This is a genomic window from Thermodesulfobacteriota bacterium, assembly GCA_040756475.1.
Classification (GTDB): Bacteria; Desulfobacterota; Deferrisomatia; order Deferrisomatales; family JACRMM01; genus JBFLZB01.
Window position 1 is genome coordinate 28,296 of the sequence record JBFLZB010000010.1, and the last position, 19,768, is coordinate 48,063.

The 19,768-nt window shown below is 72.1% G+C and carries 15 protein-coding genes; 10 read left to right on the plus strand and 5 right to left on the minus strand.

Features of this window, described 5'->3' with window-relative positions; genetic code table 11:
- Positions 1-6: 6 nt before the first annotated feature.
- On the minus strand, positions 7-2,850 hold the full coding sequence (locus AB1578_02810) for a class I adenylate cyclase (GenBank protein ID MEW6486827.1): 2,844 nt from the start codon (positions 2,848-2,850) through the stop codon (positions 7-9).
- A gap of 171 nt (positions 2,851-3,021) precedes the next feature.
- Here AB1578_02810 and AB1578_02815 point away from each other — a divergent pair, with 171 nt between their 5' ends.
- The 4 genes from AB1578_02815 to AB1578_02830 all read left to right on the plus strand — a co-directional run bounded on the left by AB1578_02815 (position 3,022) and on the right by AB1578_02830 (position 9,481).
- Complete coding sequence (locus AB1578_02815; GenBank protein ID MEW6486828.1) at positions 3,022-3,384, plus strand: hypothetical protein; 363 nt, start codon at positions 3,022-3,024, stop codon at positions 3,382-3,384.
- Positions 3,381-5,051, plus strand: coding sequence for a hypothetical protein (locus AB1578_02820; GenBank protein MEW6486829.1), 1,671 nt, complete (start codon positions 3,381-3,383; stop codon positions 5,049-5,051). Before AB1578_02815 ends, AB1578_02820 begins: the two co-directional genes overlap by 4 nt.
- Before the next feature lie 38 nt (positions 5,052-5,089).
- The gene (locus AB1578_02825) at positions 5,090-7,246 is read left to right on the plus strand and encodes a fibronectin type III domain-containing protein (GenBank protein ID MEW6486830.1); all 2,157 of its coding nucleotides are present in this window, start codon (positions 5,090-5,092) and stop codon (positions 7,244-7,246) included.
- 120 nt (positions 7,247-7,366) lie between these two features.
- A complete protein-coding gene (locus AB1578_02830) occupies positions 7,367-9,481 on the plus strand; it encodes a cytochrome c3 family protein (protein MEW6486831.1) in 2,115 nt (704 codons plus the stop codon).
- Positions 9,482-9,548: 67 nt separating this feature from the next.
- On the opposite strand, the gene AB1578_02835 is transcribed toward AB1578_02830, so the two are convergent.
- The 3 genes from AB1578_02835 to AB1578_02845 are packed head-to-tail and all read right to left on the minus strand — an operon-like array spanning position 9,549 to position 11,711.
- Positions 9,549-9,974, minus strand: a complete 426-nt coding sequence (locus AB1578_02835) for a thioesterase family protein (protein ID MEW6486832.1) — start codon at positions 9,972-9,974, stop codon at positions 9,549-9,551.
- On the minus strand, positions 9,959-11,377 hold the full coding sequence (locus AB1578_02840; GenBank protein MEW6486833.1) for an AarF/UbiB family protein: 1,419 nt from the start codon (positions 11,375-11,377) through the stop codon (positions 9,959-9,961). The genes AB1578_02835 and AB1578_02840 overlap by 16 nt, the downstream gene beginning before the upstream one ends.
- Positions 11,364-11,711: a hypothetical protein gene (locus tag AB1578_02845; protein MEW6486834.1), complete on the minus strand. Its 348-nt coding sequence runs from the start codon at positions 11,709-11,711 to the stop codon at positions 11,364-11,366. Before AB1578_02845 ends, AB1578_02840 begins: the two co-directional genes overlap by 14 nt.
- 481 nt (positions 11,712-12,192) lie before the next feature.
- Between AB1578_02845 and AB1578_02850 the strand changes: the two genes are divergently transcribed.
- The 4 genes from AB1578_02850 (at position 12,193) to AB1578_02865 (ending at position 16,653) form a co-directional block, all read left to right on the plus strand.
- Complete coding sequence (locus tag AB1578_02850; protein MEW6486835.1) at positions 12,193-13,473, plus strand: Type 1 glutamine amidotransferase-like domain-containing protein; 1,281 nt, start codon at positions 12,193-12,195, stop codon at positions 13,471-13,473.
- Between the two features lie 24 nt (positions 13,474-13,497).
- Positions 13,498-14,505 (plus strand): GNAT family N-acetyltransferase, encoded by a 1,008-nt coding sequence (locus AB1578_02855; protein ID MEW6486836.1) that lies wholly within the window; start codon positions 13,498-13,500, stop codon positions 14,503-14,505.
- Between the two features lie 178 nt (positions 14,506-14,683).
- Entirely contained in the window at positions 14,684-15,955 is a 1,272-nt protein-coding gene (locus tag AB1578_02860; protein MEW6486837.1) for a glycosyltransferase, read from the plus strand.
- Between the two features lie 2 nt (positions 15,956-15,957).
- Positions 15,958-16,653: a PIG-L deacetylase family protein gene (locus AB1578_02865; protein ID MEW6486838.1), complete on the plus strand. Its 696-nt coding sequence runs from the start codon at positions 15,958-15,960 to the stop codon at positions 16,651-16,653.
- 12 nt (positions 16,654-16,665) lie between these two features.
- Here the strand turns inward: AB1578_02865 and ychF are convergent, their stop codons facing one another.
- Entirely contained in the window at positions 16,666-17,751 is a 1,086-nt protein-coding gene (ychF, locus tag AB1578_02870; protein MEW6486839.1) for a redox-regulated ATPase YchF, read from the minus strand.
- Positions 17,752-17,898: 147 nt separating this feature from the next.
- On the opposite strand from ychF, the gene AB1578_02875 reads away from it, so the two are divergent.
- Positions 17,899-19,092, plus strand: a complete 1,194-nt coding sequence (locus AB1578_02875; GenBank protein MEW6486840.1) for a pyridoxal phosphate-dependent aminotransferase — start codon at positions 17,899-17,901, stop codon at positions 19,090-19,092.
- Positions 19,093-19,110: 18 nt separating this feature from the next.
- Complete coding sequence (locus AB1578_02880) at positions 19,111-19,605, plus strand: DUF1178 family protein (protein ID MEW6486841.1); 495 nt, start codon at positions 19,111-19,113, stop codon at positions 19,603-19,605.
- Positions 19,606-19,768 lie beyond the last annotated feature (163 nt).

Genomic DNA, 19,768 nt, shown 5'->3' on the forward strand with positions numbered 1-19,768 from the left:
TGCCCTTCAGCCCGCCAGCCGCTGCTCGATGGCCCGCTTGTAGAAGAGGTAGTGGCCGGTGGTGACGAAGCGGCCGCAGTGCTCGGCAATGAAGCGCTCATCGAGGAAGAGCCGGGTGACGAAGACCCCGTAGTCGAGACCGGAACGGCGCGCTTCGCGGATGCGGCGCCGGGCCTCGGCCAGGGGGTTTTCCACCTCCCCGCTCTCGATGGTCTGCATGCCCCAGGTGATGCGGTACCCGCCGGCACCCCCGCTCCTTCCCGACGTCCTCTCGATGGTGAGCCCCACCGGCCGCAGCCCCAGGGCGCGCACGCGGGCCAGGTGCTCGTGGGTGGCGCAGACGGCCCGGCAGGTGCCCTCGCGCACCAGGGTATGGATGCGCAGGACGTCCCCCAGTGCTCTTCCGTGGAGGGGGCTCTCCTCCTGGGTCGCGAGCTCGGGGACCACCCCCTCCAGGAACACCAGCAGGCGGGCCAGGGCGTAGGGGGCGTCTTCCCGGAGGCTCGTGAACCGCGCCAGGTTGCCCACCTCGTCCGCCACGAAGAGGGTCTCCTGGGCGGCTTCCTCCAGCACGAAGACGTCGATGCCCCCCGGAAGGGAGCTCTCGCACACCGCCCGCAGGGGCGCGAGCTCCGGCGAGAGGCTCTCCACCCGGGTCTCGACCCGGGCGTGGGGCCCCACCGCGCAGAGGAAGCGCAGGAGGTCCTCCCGGTCCTTGAAGGCCCGATACCGCAGCTCTGCCGGTGCGGTGCGGTCGAGCACGTAGGTGCCGGCCTCCGAGGCGCCCACGAACCGCCGGCGCAGGTGGGCTGCAAAGCTCGCTCCCCCCACGAACGCCGCGGCCGCCCCCAGCTCCCGCTGGAGCCGGCGGTGGCAGCCCCGCAGCACGCCGACCTTGCGCGGGGGGGCGAAGATCTCGAGGCGGTCGGGGGCGGGGCTCTCGAGGAGGAAGGCCACCAGGGCTTCCTCCACGAATCCCCGGAAGGCGTCCGGGCCCTCCCATCGGCGGTAGAAGGTCTCGCCCCAGGTGGTGGCGTGCACGGCGCCGAGGTCCCGGACCTCTTCTGCTTCCTCGAGGAGGTTGGGGACCGCCAGGAAGGCCGTGGGCACGGCGTCCCCCAGGAGGTCTTCGTGGGTGGGCTCGCGGCCCTGGGCCCTCTCGACGAAGGCGGTCAGCCCCTGGGCCAGGGCCTCCAGGTCGGCGGCCGGTAGCTCCCCGGCCAGGCCGTGGCAGAAGACCCGGGTGCGCGCCCCCAGGATGTGGTTCTGCGCCGCCCATACCAGGAGCTCGAGGGGATCGTTCGAGACGCGCAGGAGATCCCCCTCCCGGCCGTCCACGGTCAAGGGGGTGACCCGGCCCCGGAACAGGCGCCAGGGCGCCTCGCCGTCGGGCAGCACCTCCTGGTAGAGGGACACGCTGGGCTCCTCCACCCCCTGCGTCACCAGGTGGAGGGTCTCCACCTTGTGGGGAGCCCGGCGGTACACGGCCTGGAGCTTGCGCCCCAGCACGGTGAGGTCCCGGGGAGTGATCCGCTGCACTTCTCCTTCTGCTTCCAGGGTCTCGCGAATGCGCTGGTAGGTGCGCAGGAAGTACCGATCCACCTCCCGGGCCAGGGCCTGCACCCACTCGAACTTCCAGGCGGAGAATCCGTTCAGGTGCTGGAGCCGGCGAGCCCCCCAGCCCCATGCGGCGGCGTACTCGGCCAGCACGGCTTCGTCGGAGCCGCCGGAGGCCCTGCGCCGGGGACCCGACTCCGCCTCCAGGCGGATGCCGGTCTTGAGGTAGAAGCACCGCGCCAGGAGGTCCTCGGAGCCCGACTCCCCCAAGGCCCGGTAGTGGGCGAGCACCTGGTCGAACAGGAGCCGGTAGGGGTCGACCCGCTCCCCGGCCAGCACGCGCTGCTTGAGCTGCTCGCACAGGGGGGGGGCCTCCCGCCCGGAGGAAACGGCATACTCCAGCAGGCCCAGCTTGAGGGCCGACTTGAAGGGCGACTTCCACCCCTTCACGATCTGCCACACCGCGGCCCCGAAGAGCTCCCCCGGGGGAACCCGGGCCACCCCCCCCAGGTCCACGTACTCGCCCGCGGGAAAGCCGGGGGTCGCGCGCAGGGCGTCCCAGTGGCGGCGGTACGCGTCCGGGTCCGCCAGGGGCGGCACCAGGCGCCACGCCGGAGCCTTGCCCGCCAGCAGGATGCCGGTGCGGTAGAACTCCTCCTTGAGCAGCGCGCCCAGGGCCGAGCCGCACCCCTCCACGCCGGTCTCCCCGAAGTCGTCGGCCCGGATGCGGCTGGCGGCCTGGAAGAAGAGGTGGACCTCGAGCCCCGCGTGCCGGTTGAGCCAGGCCTCCACGGAGAGGACCTTCCGGCGGTAGACGGTCAGGAGGGCGTCCGACGTGCCGGGGTCGTGGCACACCCACACGTCCAGGTCCGATTCGCCGGAAAAGCCGATGGTGCCGGCGCTGCCCATGACCGCGACCAGCTCCACCACCGGCCGGAGCACCCCCGAGCGGCGCAGGCGGGCCTCGGGAAACAGGCGCCGGGCCAGCCGCAGGTCGTCGGAGTGGGGGGAGAAGTCGGCGATTCCCGCCGGGCAGAGGGGGTCGTCCACGTACCCGGGGAGCCCGGGCTCGTTGACGTGGAGCAGCAGGGGGAGAAGCTGCAGGGCCTCCCTCCCCCGCTCGCCGATCTGGGCGGCCAGGCGGCCGCGGCGGTAGCGGTCGTAGGCCGCGAACGCCGCGGCGGCGGCCGCGGCCTCGGCCTCGGGCGTGCACGAGGTCGCGGGCGGCGCCGAGTCGCCCCCGGGGCTCCCGGCGGCCTCCCGGACGAAGAGCATCTCTCTCAGGTGGTTCACGCACCCCTCCAGCGGCGCACACGCGGCGTGTTCACGGCCTTCCACCCATCGGCACCGGAGGCGGGGGGGTTGAGGAGCGCAGGCCGTTTCTTGTTCGCTTCCCCCCGAAAGGGGTAGCCTGGACGGGAAACGGGGGAGGGGAGAGCTGCCGAGCTCCTGGGGAGGTGGACGATGCGCGTGCCGATCCTGTTGGCCCTGCTCGGGGTGGCTGTCTGGGCCGCCGGGGCGTGTGCCCTGGGGGGGAGACCGGACGCTTTGCCCGAGGCTCCTGCCCCAGCGCCCCGCGCCGACAAGGATTCGGTACAGCTCATCGCCGAGGCGGTGGAGCGCGGGGAGATCGACGCTGACCGGGCGGTGCTCTACCGGGTGTACGCCGTGGTGGGCGACGCCGGACTGCCGCCCGCGTTCCGGAGCACCGTGCCCCTGCGCGACGGCACGCCCATCCTGCGCGAGGCCCGCAGCCGCTACGACTCCCTGCGGCCGGAGATCCAGGCGGCGCTGGATCCGTATCTCTTTCCGAGGGGGAAGCCGTGAGAACATTTCGCCCGCTGGGGGCCCTGCTCGCCGCGTGCCTCCTGGTCGGGGCCTCCGGGGCCCCGCCCGCGCCCGCGGGGGGCCTGGACGGGCGCCTGGCGCAGCTCGTGGCCTCGGGTGAGCTCGATCCTTCCCGCGCCGACCTGTACCGGCTCTACGCGGTGGTGGCTGCGGAGCGCCTGCCCCCTGCCTTCCGGGCTGCGCCGCCGGACGACCGGGCGCCGCGGGTCGGGGGCGCCAGGGGGGAGGGCACCGCTTGGATGCACCGGTGCGGCACCCCGGTGCTCCGGGGCGTGAAGCATCGGCTGGCCGCGCTGAGCCCCGCGGACCGGGCCGAAGCCGAGGCGCTGCTGGCGCCGCCGGCCCGGGCCGCACCCCGCGCCGTGGTCTCGTCCGACACGGGAAAGACGGGGGAGACGGTGCTCCCCAACTTCGTCGTCACCCGAAACTTCACCGTCGAGTGGGGGCCCGCCCTCACCAACGAGGACGGCTCGCTCCCCCTGCGCGATCTCGACGCCAACGGCATCCCCGACGTGGTGGAGCGCTGGGCCGAGCTCTTCGAGGCGAGCTTCGAGGCCGTGGCGGAGGTGCTCAAGCCCGGGGACCCCGCGTCGGTCTACGCCGGCACCCCACTGGCCACCCGGCTCGTTCCCGTCTACCTCGGCAACTCCTCGGAGGCCGAGACCATCGAGAACATCTCGTCGGGCACTTACGCCTTCACCCAGGACAGCGCCCCGGTCCCGTACGTGGTGGTGAACAACGACCTGCGCTTCGTGCCCCCCAACGACGAGGGTGCGACAACGGCGGCTCGAATCCGGGGCGCCATGAAGATCACCGCCGCCCACGAGTTCTTCCACGTAATCCACTTCGTCTACGAGCCCGCCGCCTGGATTCCCTCCGCCGACGACTGGTGGCTCGAGACCAGCGCCACCTGGATGGAGGACGAGGTCTTTCCCGACGTGAACGACCACTACCAGTACTTCGGCATCAACGGTTGGCCTTCGACCGTGGAGGAAGGACTGGCCGTAAATTTCAGCGACAGCCGTTACGTGGTTCGCGCGTATGGGGGCGTGATCTTCGCCAAGTATCTATCTGAGCACGTGGGAGGAAGCGCGATGATGGGGGAGGTCTGGGACCTGATACGTTCGGATCCCCCGCCAGGACGACGCATCTTGGATGCGCTGGAGGCCTATGCCATTAGCACGGGGTTCCGGGGATTGGGGGAGCTCTTCCTTGGTTTTGCCGGGGCAAATGCCGTCATGGATTACGAGGAGGGCCCGCACTACGGATCGGTACCCAGGACCTCCGGCATCGACGGGCTGAGGTTCTTTGGCCTGGGGTATCTCGGCGCAAGGTACCGGTTCGAAGACGCCGTGTCAGGAGAGATCGTACTGACTTACGCCACCCCCACCGAGAGCGGATGGGGAATCGCGGCCGTCTTTCAGGACCCTGCCACGGGTGCCTACGTGTACCGAACGGCGTTGGCCGCCGACGGAGAGGTGACGCTTCCCTTGGACGTGCCTTCCGGCGTTCGCCTGCATGTCGCTGCCGCCCGCGTCACTGCGGCGGCGGTACCCGCGGAGCCGCCGCCCGCTTCCAGCGGGGGCGGGGGAGGCGGTGGGTGTTTCCTTCAGGCGCTTCGGGGCGGCTTGTGGGGAGTCCCGTGATTCCGCTAGAGTAGCGCGTCTTTCTAGGGGAGATGAGGATGCGAAGCCTTCTGGGGGCCTTGCTTCTGGCCCTGGCGGCCCTGCCCGCTGGGCCGGCGTACGCCGCAGAGCGGCTGTGGGCGACCGCAGCCTTTCCCGCGGCGGTGCAGGCGGCCGTGGCGGCCGGTGAGCTCGACCGCGCCGAGGCCGACCTCTACTGGCTCTATGCGGTCAAGGCCCCCGAGCGCCTGCCCGATGGGTACCGGGCCCCGGCGGCCGCCGCCCGGGCCGCGCGCTCCCCTGCGGGCGGCTTGGCACTCCTGGAGCTGCGCTGCGCCACCCCGATCCTGCGAGCGGTGCGAAGCCGCCTCGACCAGATGCCCCCTGCGGTGCGACGCGAGGCCGAGGCCCTGCTCCAGCGCCCTGCCTCCGGCCCCCGGGGGGCCCTGCGCCGAGCGGGGAAGTCCGTGACCCACGTACTGCCCAACTGGATCGAGACCGAGAACTTCTCCTTTGAGTGGGGCCCGGACCTCACCGCCGCCACCGGCCAGGCTGCCGTGGACGCCGACGGCAACGGCCTTCCCGACGTGGTGGAGCAGTGGGCCAGCTACTTCGAGACGGCGTACGCCCTGGCCCGGGAGCTGGGGTTCACACACCCGATTCTCGACCAGGAGCTCGTGCCCGTGTACCTGGGCAACTCGGACCCCGACAGCGCCATCGACGACATCGGCGGCAGTTTCCTGGGCTTCACGGCCGGGGAACCCGGAGAGCTCCCCTACATCGTGGTCCAGGGCGACCTGCGCGTGGACACGTGGCTCAACGACGAGGGCAGCGCCGCCGGGGGCACCGCCTGGGACCGGGTGGAGGCCAACGTTCGGGGCACGATGAAGATCGTCGCCGCCCACGAGTTCTTCCACGTGCTCCACTTCCTCTACGAGCCCCCCGTGTGGAACTCCCGGGAGGACGACTGGTGGCTCGAGGCCACCGCCACCTGGTTCGAGGACGAGGTCTTCGACGGGGTGAACCAGTACTACAGCCGCTTCGACGGGCCCACGGGGTGGGCGGGGACCGTGGAGCTGGGGCTGCCCGTGCCCCTCCTCCTGGACGACCCCACGGTGGACTACACCATCCGGGCCTACGGCGCGGTCATTTTCGCCAAGTACCTGGCCGAGCACGGGGGCGGGCGCGCGAGCCAGCGGGACCTCTTCGACCTCATCCGGGCCGGCCCGGAGGCGCCCCCGGGGCGACGGCCCCTGGAGGCGCTGGACGCCTATGCCCGCACCCTGGGCTACGACGGACTGGAGGAGCTCTACCTGGGGTTCGCCGCGGCCAACGCCGGGATGGACTACGAGGAGGGGGCGCACTTCGGCTTTCCCGGGGGCACCGTGCCCGTGCGCAAGCGCTCCCTCGACGCCGACAGCGCCGCCGACACCCTGCCGGACACGGACCCCGCCCGGCCCCTTCCCGTGCCGGCCTACCTGGGGGCCACCTATCTCGCCGAGGGGGGCTTCTCCGGCGGCCTGCGGGTGGGTCTGCGGGGTACCTCCGAACCGGGCTCTTCCCCCTGGGGGCTCGCCCTGCGGGTGCGCCGAGCCGGCGGCTACGCGGTGGTCCTGGGGTCCCTGGACCCCGGGGGGCTTCCCGAGGCCGAAGTGTCCTCCCTGGGCCCCGGGGACGAGATCCTCGCCGCGGTGAGCTTCCTGGGCCCCGCGGAAACGCCCACCGGCTACGCCACCGAGGTGTCCGGGGCCGCTATCCCGGCATTTTCCCTCCCAGCCCCCGTGCTGGCTGCCCCGGTGGCCCTCCCCGGGCGCGGGGCCGACCGGGGGGGCGTGCGGCTGGCCTGGGCTCCCGTGGAAGGGGCGGCGGGCTACGTGCTCCGGTGGCGCTCGGGACCCCAGGAGCCTCTTGCGTCGCGCACCCTCTTCGGTCATCCCACCGACCCCCAGACGGGGCGGGTGGAGGTGGAGCTGCGCAGCCTGCAAGCCGGCGGCACGTACGAGGTGCGGGTGCTGGCCTACGGCCCCACGGGGGCCGCAGGGGCGGAAGCCGTCTTGCCCGGCGTGCGCGCGGGCGGTGCTCCGGCCACCGGGCTTGCGCCGGTGCGGGTGCTGGCCCAGGACGTGTCGGTGCCGGGCATCAACGTGCCCGAGCGCTCGGCGGGGAGCAAGGGCATCGGCGGCGTCGAGTGCTTCCTCCGGGCCCTAGTCAGGTGACCGGTAGACCGGTGAACCGGGGTTGAACCGGTTCGGCCCCCTCCGGTAGAGTGGCGGCGGTTTGAAGGGGGGCGACTCGCCGTGTGAAGGTTTCCTCAAGCTCGCCCCGTACGGAGAGCCATGCCGCTCCCTCCTGCCCCCCGGATCGCGGTCGCCGTAGCCCTCCTTGCCGGGGTCCTGTTCGCCACCGCAGCGAGCGGGTCGCAGGTCATTGTCGTGTACCCCCTCCCCAACTCCCTCGTCACCGAGTCGCCCGCCGTGGTCCTGGGCTACGTCCTCGGCGCCCCGGCGGAGGAGCTCGAGGCCCGGGTGGTGAGCTCCGACGGGAGGGCTCCGCCCCGGCGAGAGCCCCTCTACCTCTTCCGGGGAAAGATCTTCTCGGGCTCGATCCCCCTGGAGCCCGGCCGCAACAACGTGGTAGTGGGCGACGTGGTGCTCCCCCTCCTCTACCGCCCCGGTTTCGAGGGGGACAGGGAGGGAGAGTTCCGCCGGCCGCTGGCCCACGGCGGCGGCATCGAGTCGTGCACCCCCTGCCACGGCTTCGGCCGGGGGGAGCTGACCCTCAAGGCCAAGCCTCCGGCCCTGTGCCGGGAGTGTCACAAGGTGGGCACCGAGTCTCTGCGCGCCGTGCTGCGCGACAACCACCACACCCGGTCGGTGACCCCGGACTGCCTGCGCTGCCACGATCCACACGCATCCTTCGAGCGGCGCCTGATCCGTTCCGAGGAAAACCTGTGCCTGCCCTGCCACCCGCACCGTGCCGCGGCGTCGCGCCACGACGGACTGGGCAGCCAGCCCTGCGCGGGGTGCCACGATCCCCACGCGTCGGCCTACCCCAAGATGCTCAAGGGGGAGGCGGTGCAGCTGTGCCGGGCCTGTCACCAGGAGGTGTCTTCCCCCGCCCGGTATCCCCGCGCCTATCACCGGCCCGCCGAGCAGGGGCGGTGCCTGGAGTGCCACGGACCCCACCCCGGGGAGGCCTCCGCCCTGCTGCGCTCGCCGGTACCCCAGCTCTGCCGCCGGTGCCATGCCGACGAGGACGAGGGCGCCCACGAGGGCCAGCTCGAGGAGTGCCGCATCTGCCATGTGCCGCACCTGTCGGGAATCCGGGGGCTCCTCGCGGACAACGTGGCCGACGCCTGCGTGCGCTGCCACGGGTCGTTTCCCCCGGGGGAGAGCCGGCATCCGGGCATCCAGGACGGGTGTGTCTCCTGCCACAACCCCCACAAGCCCCGCGCGCTGGCCGACCCGGAAAAGGTGTGCGGGAGCTGCCACAGCCTGCGGATGGAGAAGTTCCGGTGGACCCACGGGCAGCTCGCCATGGACAACGTGCGCCAGTGCGCCTTCTGCCACGAGCCCCACCACTCCCGGTTCCCGTCGCTGCTCCGGGGCACCGTCCACTACCCCCTGAAGAACGGGGGCTGCAACGCCTGCCACGTCCAGGAAGGCAGGGGGATCGGCCTCAAGTACGAGGGCAGCAAGAACTGTGTGCGCTGCCACGGGCAGATCACCGGAACATCGACCATCATCGAGACCGACAAGGTGCACAAGCCGGTGTTCCAGATCGACTGTATCGCCTGCCACAACCCCCACCTGGGGGCGAGGGACAACCTCCTCCTGGAGGATGCGCAGGTGCTCTGCGGGTGGTGCCACGGCATCCTGCTTCGGGGGGTGGAGAACATCCACGGCGTGTTCCGGAAGGACGGCAACTGCTACACGTGCCACGTCTCCCACATCAGCGACTTTCGCCCGCTCCTGACCGGCCCCCAGGGGGCGCTCTGCCTCCGCTGCCACCCGGACGTCGCGCCCGAGGCCCCGGCGGAGCGGCGCAAGCTGCACGGGGTGCTGCGCAGCGGCAAGTGCACCGGCTGCCACAACCCCCACGGCACCAACACCGAGCGGTTGCTCAAGGGCAGCCGTGACGAGCTCTGCCGCGACTGCCACCCCCACGTGACCCAGGGCCCGGGCGCCAGGCCCTGGCGCTATCTCCACGGCCCCGTGGGCGCGAACAACTGCACCTCGTGCCACGACCTGCGGCATGCCCACGCCCAAAACCCCGACGACGGGTTCCTGCGCGCCAAGGGCAAGGCCCTGTGCAGCCTGTGCCACGACGTGGCCCCCGAGCACGTGCCGGAGCGCTACCGGTCCAAGATGCGCGAGGTGCGAAACGAGTGCCTGGCCTGCCACGTGCCCCACGGCGCCGCCAACCCGTTCCTGATGCGGGAGCGTTTGTAGGCGCGGCCCGTTGTCCGTTGTCCGTTGGAGCCGAGGACGGTGCTGGCCGCGGAAGGCGTGCGCTGCGTCAGTCGGGTGTGCTTTTCTCCAGGCGGCCGACGGCCTCCCGCAGGTAGTCCGGCACGGGCGTGGGGCGGCGCGACTCGTGACCCAGCACCACGTAGACCTCCACCCCCTCCGCCACCACCCGGCCGGTCTTCTCCTCCTCGATCCGCAGGGCGAAGGTGACCGACGTGTTCCCGAGGCGGGCGACGCGCACCCCGGTGAGCAGGGTCTCGCCGAAGGCGCCCGACGACCGGAAGTCGCACTCGGCGCGCGCAAGCACCAGGTCGTGCCCTCGGCGGGTGATCTCCTGGTAGGGCAGGCCCAGGGCTTCCAGGTAGTCCGTGACGGCGTCGTCGAAGTACACGAAGTAGTTGGCGTTGAAGACGTGCCCCTGGATGTCGGTGTCGGAAAACCGGACCTTGCGAACGTACTTCACCGGATGCTCCACGGTGCGTCCTCCTTCGGCGCGGCAGTGGTCACGCCGGTGTGGGGTTCGGGGGGAGTGCGCGGGGCTCCCGCGCCCGGGGGCGGCGGAACCAGTGCTCCCGCGCCGACCAGGGCCAGGCCCCGCCAGCCGGCTTCCAGCAGCCGGCCGATTCCCAGCTCGCGGGCTCCGGCCTCCAGGAGGTAGCTCCGGGCGGCCGCCTCGAAGGAAAATCCCGGGTGGAGCAGACGCGCCGAGCCCTCGATGGTGAGCAGGGCCTTGACCAGGAGCGCGTACTTGCGCGGAAAGACCACCCGGTGGCGGTAGACCGCCGCGAGGACGCCCCGGCCGATGCGCGCGAGCGAGGTCTCCCCGAGGGAGGGGGCCAGCGCCTCGTCCATGATGTGGTCCACGGCGGCGGCGAATCCCGGTACCTCCTCGGGGGGCACCCGCACGCCGAGCACTCCGAGGTGGCGCAGGGCCAGGGGCGGATCGCGGGAGAGGAGCCCCGCCAGGGCGCCCAGCACGGCCCGGCGTTCCCCGGCGTCGAGGCGCCCTGCGATCCCGAAGTCCAGGTACGCGATCTCGCCGCGGGGCGTGATGAGGATGTTCGCGGGGTGCAGGTCCGCGTGGAACAGGCCCTCTCGAAGCACCTGTTTCAGGAAGACCCGCGCGCCGCGCTCGGCCAGTTCCCCATAGTCGGCCCGGGCCCGCACCGAGGGGTCCGAGATCTTGACCCCCTCCACGTACTCGGCCGTGAGGACCCGGCGGGTGGTCCAGCCCCAGTAGACCCGGGGAATCCGCACGCCGGGAACCGGCCGGAGGCTGCGGGCGATCGCCGCGCCCACCTCGGCTTCCCGGCGAAAATCCAGCTCGTCCGAGAACGTCTCCCGCAGTTCGTCCCAGAGGGCGGACGCGTCGACCCTCCCTCGCAGGGGCGTCAGGGGCACCAGCAGGGGGAGCACCGCCGCCGCTACCCGAAGGTCGCCCTCCATGGCCTCGGCGGCTCCCGGACGCTGCACCTTTACCGCGACCTCGTCGCCCGACGGGAGCACGGCCCGATGGACCTGGCTCAGGGAGGCCGCGGCCAGCGGCTCGGGGGCGAAGTCGCGAAACAGGCGCTCCAGGGGAGCTCCCAGCTCCCCTTCCACCCGGCGGCGAATCCGGGGGAAGGGCACCGGTTCGGCGCGATCCTGGAGGCGCTCGAACTCCGCCAGGGCGCTGGGCGGGAGCAGGTCGGGGCGCACCGAGAGAAACTGCCCCAGTTTGACGAAGGCGGGCCCCAGGCCCTCGAAGGTGCGTCGCAGCTCGGCCGCCAGGGGAGCCCAGGACCCGGCCAGGGCGCTCGCCGCCCCTCCGGTGCACGCGCCTCGGCCCAGCGATGCCAGGATGACCGCGAGGCGCGCCGCGGTCCTACCCCTCCCCACGGCCGGCAAACCTCTCCAGCTTGTCTTCCAGCCCCCGGAGGCGGTTCCTCAGGTCCTCCACCTCGGCGCGCAGATCCGCGCCGTCTTCCCGGTGCAGGAAGCCCAGTTGTCGAATCTCGGCCGCGAAGGCCTCGGAGAGGAGCCCCTTCAAGGCCTCCTTTTCCGCCTCAACCGCGAGGAGAAAGCTCTGGTATTGCTGGCGTACGTCCTCGGGGGTCTCCCGCGCGCGGCGCAGGGCGTCGCGGATCCAGTCGTCGGCCTTCTCGTGCAGGAGCAGCCAGGAGGCGAAAAACGCCAGACTGCCTTTTTCTGCGGGGGAAGGGGGTGTGTCCATGCCGCTCCTCCGAAAGAAAGGTCGTGGGGGGTCGCCCGCCGCGGGCGGAGAGCTTCCTCGATGCCGGATTATGCACTACCCTGCCGCCCGGACCCAGGGGGGGATTCCGACCGCGGTCCGCCACCTCTGGGTGGCGAGCGGGGTCCGGGAGCCCCAGTGCTTCGCCCCGCAATCCGCGACGTTCCGAGGAATCGTCTCCGAGGGAACCGGTGCGCCGAGCCTCACGGGTTTCGGCCGAGCTGCCGCGGTTCGGTCGAGGCGGCACGGGGCCGCGCTTCAGGGCTCCCGGACCCCGCCCCGAAACTTGGTGGTCGATCTTGGTTCCGGCGGGCCCACGCCGACAGTGTCCGGCTACACGGACTGCCGCGAGGTTCCCTTGTTCGTGCTTTCGCGCCCGTGAGCGCCCGCGCGTTGACACCTCGAGCGGCTCCTGATAGAGACGAGTCCGCCATCCCCTTGCCCCCCTTCCGAGGAGTTTTCCATGGCAGCGCCCCGGGGCGCGTTGGTGCTCATGGGCTCGGGCGAGCTCACGGCCACCATGGTCGAGGTCCACAAGGAGCTCCTGGGACGACTCGGGCCCGGGGCCCGGGCCGTGTTCCTGGACACTCCGGCCGGCTTCCAGCTCAACGCGGACCAGATCTCGGAGCGGGCGGTGGCCTACTTCCGGGAACGGGTCGGCCGCGGTCTGGAAGTGGCCTCCCTCAAGTCTGCGGCGGCGGCGAGGGCCTACGAGGGGGAGGTAGCCCTGGCCACCCTGCGCCGGGCGGACTACATCTTCGTGGGCCCCGGCAGCCCCACCTATGCCCTGCGCCAGTGGAAGGAAACCTCCGTGCCCGCGATCTTTGCCGAACGCGTCGAGGAGGGGGCGGTGCTGGCGGCGGCGAGCGCGGCGGCCTTGACCCTGGGGCGCTTCACCCTGCCGGTGTACGAGATCTACAAGGTGGGGGAGGAGCCCCGGTGGGCCGAGGGACTCGACCTCCTGGGGAAGTTCGGCCTTCCCGTGGCGGTGGTTCCCCACTGGAACAACGCGGAGGGCGGCACCCACGACACGCGCTTCTGCTACGCGGGGGAGATCCGCTTCCGGGCGCTCCAGGCCCTGCTGCCCGAGGACGTCGCGGTGCTGGGGATCGACGAGCACACGGCTTGCGTGCTCGATGTGGCCCGGGGAGTTGCGGAGGTCCGGGGGATCGGGCGGGTCACGGTGCGCCGGGGCGGCGGGGAGAGCACCTTCGCAAAAGGGGAGCGCTTCCGCCTGTCGCTCCTCGGAGGCCCGGCCCTCGCCCAAGGGGGTGAGGAGGGACGTTCCGGGCTTCCGAGTCCCTCGGAGGCAGCGCTTCGCGAGGAGGCATCGGGGGAGGAGGGCCTGGGGGGGGAAATCCGCCGGGCCGAGGCCGCCTTCGAGGCGGCCCTCGGCCGGGGCGACCCGGAGGCGGCCGCGGGAGCGCTCCTGGATCTGGATCACCTGCTCTGGGCCGCGCAGCGCAGGCCGGGGGACGAGGGCGATCTGGGGCAGGGGCGGGAGGCCTTTCGGGAGATGCTCGCGCTCCTGGGCCACGCCCACGGGGGAGCACAGCCCGAGACGGCGCCGTCCGCTCCGCTCGTGGAGGCTTTGGTGGCCCTGCGGGACGAGTGGCGCGAGGAGGGCAAGTGGACCGAGGCCGACGCGCTCCGGGATCGGCTGCGCGCGGCCGGCATCCTCGTGGAAGACACGCCGGCGGGGGCGCGCTGGCGCCCCCTTCCCGGCCCCCGTGACCCGAGCTGAACATCCGTGGGGCGTAGGGGAGCCATGGAGACCAACGCCGAAGGAGCCGAGGACTGCGCCGTCGCCCCAGTGACCTTGCCGGAGCTGGCGGAGCTCTGGCGCGGCGGCGGGCTCGACTGGGACTGTCTCTTCGTCCTGCCCCCCTGGCTCGAGGCATGGTCCGAGACCCTCGGGAGGGGCGAGACGCCGGTCCTGCGGGCGGTGCGGCAGGGGGGACGGCTCCTGGGGGTCGCCCCCCTGCGCCGCCGGGGCGACAGGGCCTCGTTCCTGGGCAGCCCCGACGTGTGCGACTACCAGGATTTCGTCCTGGCCCGGGATGGCCCGACGGCGGCCCCGGCCTTCTTCCGGGCGCTCCTGGGGCACCTCGAAGGGCTCGGGGTGCGGCAACTGGACCTGGGGGCGCTGCGCCCGGATGCTGCGGCGCGCCGGTTCCTTCCGGACGCGGCCGAGGCGGCGGGGTGGGAGGTCGCTTGGGCGCCGGACGGGGTCGCGGTGGAGCTCGACCTTCCCGCGACCTGGGAGGCGTTCCTTGCCCGCCTCGACAAGAAGGAGCGCCACGAGGTGCGCCGCAAGCTGCGGCGGCTCGAACGGACGGGCCAGGTGCGCTATCGCCGCGCAGCACCTGGGGAGGCGGCCGGGGAGGGGGGCGAGCGCTTCCTGCGGTTCTTTGCCGGGTACCGGGAGGACAAGGCGTCGTTCCTCACCCCGGGGCGGGAGGCCTTCTTCCGGCGCCTCCTGGCGGCCACGGCCCGGGAAGGGCTCGCCGAGCTGGCCTTTCTCGAGGTCGGTGGAGAGCCGGTGGCGGGGGTCCTGTGCTTCTCCTACCGGGACGCCACCTACCTGTACAACAACGGATACGATCCGTCCTGGGAGCACCTGAGCGTGGGGTTTGCGAGCAAGGTGTGGAGCATTCGGGAGAGCATCGGCCGTGGGGCGCGCCGCTACGACCTCCTCAAGGGCGACGAGGCGTACAAGCTGCGCCTCGGCGGCCGGCGGGTCCCCCTGGTGCGCTGCCTCCTGACGCGGCCCTGAGGCCGGAGCAGGGACGGCGAAGGGGAGCCTTCCCCCCGCCCCTCGAAATCGGTATCGGTATCGGGGTCGATACCGATACCGATAGCGATAGCGATTTCCATCAGAACCCTGTGGCGCTCTGCCGGCTGGGTTCACCCGGGCCAGCCGGGAAGATGTTCCTTCTCCCGAGACATGACGCATGAAGCCCACCCCCCTGCGCATCGCCATGCTGAGCCTTCACTCCAGCCCCTTCGGGGAGCTCGGGACCCGCGACACCGGGGGCATGAGCGTGTATGTGCGCGAGCTCGCGGGGGAGCTGGGTCGCCTCGGTCACCGGGTGGACGTCTTCACCCGTCGGCCCGTTCCGCACGCGCCGCGGGTGCAGCCCATGGGGCCCAACGTGCGCCTGGTCCACCTGGACGGAGGCGAGGGGGTGCACGACGGCAAGCTCGGCCTCTACCCGGGCCTGTCGCGCTTCCTGGCGTCGCTGGAGTCCTTCCGGGGGGGGGAGGGGGGGCGGTACGACCTGGTGCACAGCCATTACTGGCTCTCGGGGTGCCTGGGGGCCGGGGCGGCGGGCGGCTGGGGGGTGCCCCACGTGGTCATGTTCCATACCTGGGGCGCCGCCAAGAACCGCGCGTCGTGCGGCGAGAACGAGCCGGCCCTGCGCCTGGATGCGGAACGGGAGCTCGCAAGGACCTGCGACCGGGTGGTGGCGCCCACCGCTCGGGAGCGCGACGAGCTCCTGCGCACCGGGGTCGCCCCGCCGGATCGGGTGACGGTCATTCCGTGCGGGGTGGACCTGGAGCGGTTCCGACCGCTCGACCGGGCCGAGAGCCGCCGGTGCCTGGGACTCGAGCGGGGCGGGCCGATTCTCCTCTACGTGGGGAGGTTTGTGCCGGTAAAGGGGGCGGACCGCCTCCTGGAGGCCCTCGCACACCTCGCGCCGCGCCCTGATCTGCGCCTCGTGCTGGTGGGGGGCGACGGCCTCGCGTCCCCCACGGCCCGCGCCCTCGAAGAGCGGGCGCGGGCCCTGGGGCTCGCCGGGAGCATAGGGTTTCGGGGGCGAGTGGACCAGGAGGAGATGCCCTCCTACTACGCCGCGGCCGACCTCTTGGTGGTCCCTTCCCACTACGAGAGCTTCGGGCTCGCAACCCTGGAGGCCCTGGCCTGCGGAACCCCCGTGGCTTCGACCCGGGTGGGGGCGGCGCAGGACCTGCTGGATCCCGCGATCAACGGCGTCCTCCTCGACCCGGAGCCCGCGGCCCTGGCCCGGGGGCTCGACGCCGCCTTGGGCCGAGGGCTCTCCGGTGCCTGGCCGCGGGCCGGGGTTCGGGCCTCGGTGGCGGCCTACGGCTGGCCGCGGGTGGCAGAGGCGGTGCTGGCGATGTACCGGGATGTCCTGTCCGGGGCCGGGGCGGAAGACAGGGCTTCCAAAGCGACGAGCGGCGCACACGCCGCGGGAGGGTAGGGATGAAGCCGCTCTGCGACGCGCTGGTCATTGCCGCCCACCCGGACGACGCCGAGTTCGGCGTGGCCGGCACCGTGGCGGGCTGGACGGGGGAGGGCAAGCGGGTCGTCTACGTGGTGTGCACCGACGGGGAGAAGGGCACCACCGACCGGCGGGTCCGCCCCGAAGACCTGGCCCGGACCCGGCGAGACGAGCAGCGGGCCGCCGCGGCGGTGCTCGGAGTCGCGGAGGTGGTCTTCCTGGGCTATCCCGACCAGGGCCTGGAAGACACCCCTGAGTTTCGTAAGCGCCTGGTACGCGAGCTTCGCACCCACCGCCCGGCCATCGTGGCCACCTCGGACCCCTACCGGCGCTACATCTGGCACCGGGACCACCGGATCGTGGGCCAGGTGGTCCTCGACGCGGTCTTCCCCTTCGCCCGGGACCACCTGGCCTACCCGGACCTCCTGGCCGACGGGTTGGAGCCCCACAAGGTCCAGGAGATCTGGTTCTTCGGCTCCGAGGACCCCAACCACCGGGTCGACCTGGCCCAGACCTTCGCGCGCAAGCTCGAGGCCCTGCGCTGCCATGAGAGCCAGGTGCGGGAGCTCAACCTCCCGGACCTGGAAGCGTGGCTGCGGCAGTGGTGCCGGGGCATGGCCGGCGGCTCGGAGTTCGAGCTCGCCGAGGCCTTCCACCGGGTGGTGGCGCCCCGGTAGGGGCGTACCCGCTCACACGCTGAAGCGGATGTTCAGGATGTCGCCGTCCTGCACCACATAGTCCTTGCCCTCCACCCGCAGGGTCCCCCGCTCCCGGCACGCGGCCTGGCTGCCGGCCGCCACGAAGTCGTCGTAGGCCACGGTCTCGGCTCGGATAAAGCCCCGCTCCAGATCCGTGTGGATGGCGCCGGCGGCCTGGGGGGCCCGGGTGCCCTGGCGCACGGTCCAGGCCCGGCACTCGTCCTCCCCCATGGTGAAGAAGCTGATGAGCCCGAGCAGGGCGTAGGAGGTGCGGATGATCCGGTCGGTGGCGGGGGTGTCCAGGCCCAGGTCGTCCAAGAAGGCCCGGGCGTCCTCGGGGGAGAGGCGCGAGATCTCCTCCTCGATGGTCGCGCACAGATAGGTGACCGCCACCGAGGGGCCGGCCCACGCCGCCGCCACCGGCGCGGCGAGCTCCTCGCCCCGGGGCAGGTCGGCTTCCCCCAGGTTCAGGGCCACCACCAGGGGCTTCAGGGTCAGGAACTGGAAGCCCTTGAGGACCCGGGCCTCGTCGGGGGCAAACTCCACGTCGCGCAGGGGTCGCTCGGCCTCCAGGGCCTCCCGGCAGCGCTCCAGGAGCTCCTTTTCCACCTCCAGGGATTTCTCCACCTTTCCCTTCATCTGCTTGGCGATGCGCTCCAGGCGGTTCTCGGTGATGATGAGGTCCGAGAGCAGGAACTCGCTCTGGAGGATGCCGAGATCCCGCAGGGGGTTCACCGTTCCCTCGGGGTGGGGCACCTGATCGCTCTCGAACGCCCGGATCACGGCCAGGAGCGCGTCGGTGTTCTTGAGGTGGGTGAGCATCTCCCCGGAAAAGCCCTCCTTGCCCGAGCCCTTCTCCACTCCGGCCACGTCCACGTACCGGATGGTGGCGTAGGTGGTCTTCTTCGGGCTCCAGATCTGGGAGAGCCGGTCGACCCGGGGGTCGGGCACCCGGCTCACCCCCATGTTGGCCTTCTTCTTGCCGGCGGCAAAGCCGGTCTCGGCGTCGGCGTGGGTGAGGAGGTTGAAGAGCGTGGTCTTCCCCGAGAGGGGAAGGCCGACGATGCCGATTTCCATGGGGGCGCTCCTGGGGAGGGGAAACGGGCCGAAACTCTACCCCCTTCCCGGGCGGCGTTCAACCGAGGCTTCCCGGCCGCCTTGCCGCTGCTCGCGGGCGCCTGCTAAGATCGCGCCGTTGCGCACAGGTTTCTCCCGGAGGGTAGGATGACCGAGGACCGAGGCTGTCCGGGCACGGTGTCGCGCCGGGCCCAGGAGATGCCGAGCTTCATCGCCATGGACGTGCTCGAGACCGCCCAGGCCATGGAGCGGGGCGGGGCGAAGATCGTCCACCTGGAGGTGGGAGAGCCCGACTTCGACACCCCCCCGGCCGTGCGCCGGGCGGCCGCCCAGGCCCTGGAGCGCGGAGAGACCCACTACACCCACAGTCTGGGGCTCCACGAGCTTCGGGCGACCATTGCCGCCCATTACCGAGCCCGGTACGGGGCCGACGTGGACCCCGAGCGGGTGGTGGTCACCTCCGGGTCGTCCCCGGCCCTGTTCCTGGCCTTCGCGTCGCTGCTGGACCCGGGGGACCGGGTGGTGCTCACCAACCCCCACTATGCCTCCTACCCGCCCTTCATCGAGTTTCCCGGGGGTGTCCCGGTGTACGTGCCGGTGCGGGAGGAAGAGGCCTTCCAATTCGTCCCCGACGAGATGGAGCGGGCGCTCGCGACCCGCCCGAAGGCGGTGCTGGTGAACTCCCCGGCCAACCCTACGGGCACGGTCATCTCGGGGGAGCGGTTGGAAGAGGTCGTGGCCAGGGCCGAACAGGCCGGCGCCTACGTGGTCTCGGACGAGATCTACCACGGCCTCGTCTACGAGGGCCGGGAGCGCTCCGTGCTGGAGTTCACCGACCGGGCGTTCGTGATCAACGGGTTCTCGAAGCTCTACGCCATGACCGGGTGGCGGCTGGGCTACATGATCGTCCCTCCGGAGTTCGTGCGGCCCATCCAGAAGATCCACCAGAACTTCTACATCTCGGCCAACGCCTTCGTGCAGCGGGCCGGCATCGCGGCGCTCACCGAGACGGCCGCCGACGTGGAGCGCATGGTGGCCACCTACGACCGCCGCCGCCAGTACATGCTCCAGCGCCTCGAGGCCATGGGGTTCGCCTTCCGCTGCCACCCCACGGGTGCCTTCTACGTCTTCGTCAACGTGGCTCACCTGGGGGAGGACTCCTACCGGCTGGCCTTCGACATCCTGGAGAAGGCCCGGGTGGGGTGCACGCCCGGGGTGGACTTCGGGAGCCGAGGAGAGGGGTATTTGCGGTTCACCTACGCCAACTCCCTGGAGAACATCCGGGAGGGCATGGACCGGCTCCGGGCGTACCTGGAGGCCCTGGGCCGGGCCGGGGCCTGAGGCCCGCCCCCCCTCGCCATGATCACCTTCGACCTGGCTTGCGACAAGGCCCACCGCTTCGAGGGGTGGTTCCGGAGCGCCCGGGACTTCGACGACCAGAAGGCCGCGGGGCTCCTGGAGTGCCCGCTGTGCGGTTCCCGAGCGGTTACCAAGCAGCTCAGCCCCGTGGCGGTCCACGTGGGGCGCCGCACGGCCCCGGAGCGCGCGAACAGCTTGCCGGCGCGAGGGGATGCGGGAGGTCCGCCGGAGGCTTCCGGTCCTTCCGGGGCCGCCCCCCCGGGCAGGGCCCCGGTCTCCCCCCGCCCCGAGGCGTTCTTCCGCGTCCTGGCCCGGTTCGTGGAGACCCACTTCGAAGACGTGGGGCCCGCGTTCGCCCAGGAGGCCCGCAAGATCGAGGCGGGGGAGGGCGAGGTCCGCAACATCCGGGGCACCACCACGGCGGCCGAGGAAGAGGCGCTGCGGGAGGACGGCATCGAGTTCCTCACGCTGGCCCTGCCCAAGTACGATGCCTAATTTCTCCGCGCCCCTGCGGGTTACCTGGGATCTGCCCGCGGACCCCGAGCGGGCCGCCCTCCTGTGGGGGCGTTTGACGGAGGGTCGGGTCCTCTTCGCAGAGGTCCGCGTGGGCCCGGATTCCCTGCCGGGCCTGGGGGGCCTGGCCGCGGCCCTGGGCGCG

Excerpts from the sequence above, each read along its gene's own strand:
- AB1578_02815 (MEW6486828.1), top strand. The coding sequence starts at position 3,022 with ATGCGCGTGCCGATCCTGTTGGCCCTGCTCGGGGTGGCTGTCTGGGCC.
- AB1578_02825 (MEW6486830.1), top strand. The coding sequence starts at position 5,090 with ATGCGAAGCCTTCTGGGGGCCTTGCTTCTGGCCCTGGCGGCCCTGCCC.
- AB1578_02830 (MEW6486831.1), top strand. The coding sequence starts at position 7,367 with ATGCCGCTCCCTCCTGCCCCCCGGATCGCGGTCGCCGTAGCCCTCCTT.
- AB1578_02845 (MEW6486834.1), bottom strand. The coding sequence starts at position 11,711 with ATGGACACACCCCCTTCCCCCGCAGAAAAAGGCAGTCTGGCGTTTTTC.
- AB1578_02850 (MEW6486835.1), top strand. The coding sequence starts at position 12,193 with ATGGCAGCGCCCCGGGGCGCGTTGGTGCTCATGGGCTCGGGCGAGCTC.
- AB1578_02855 (MEW6486836.1), top strand. The coding sequence starts at position 13,498 with ATGGAGACCAACGCCGAAGGAGCCGAGGACTGCGCCGTCGCCCCAGTG.
- AB1578_02860 (MEW6486837.1), top strand. The coding sequence starts at position 14,684 with ATGAAGCCCACCCCCCTGCGCATCGCCATGCTGAGCCTTCACTCCAGC.
- AB1578_02865 (MEW6486838.1), top strand. The coding sequence starts at position 15,958 with ATGAAGCCGCTCTGCGACGCGCTGGTCATTGCCGCCCACCCGGACGAC.
- ychF (MEW6486839.1), bottom strand. The coding sequence starts at position 17,751 with ATGGAAATCGGCATCGTCGGCCTTCCCCTCTCGGGGAAGACCACGCTC.
- AB1578_02875 (MEW6486840.1), top strand. The coding sequence starts at position 17,899 with ATGACCGAGGACCGAGGCTGTCCGGGCACGGTGTCGCGCCGGGCCCAG.
- AB1578_02880 (MEW6486841.1), top strand. The coding sequence starts at position 19,111 with ATGATCACCTTCGACCTGGCTTGCGACAAGGCCCACCGCTTCGAGGGG.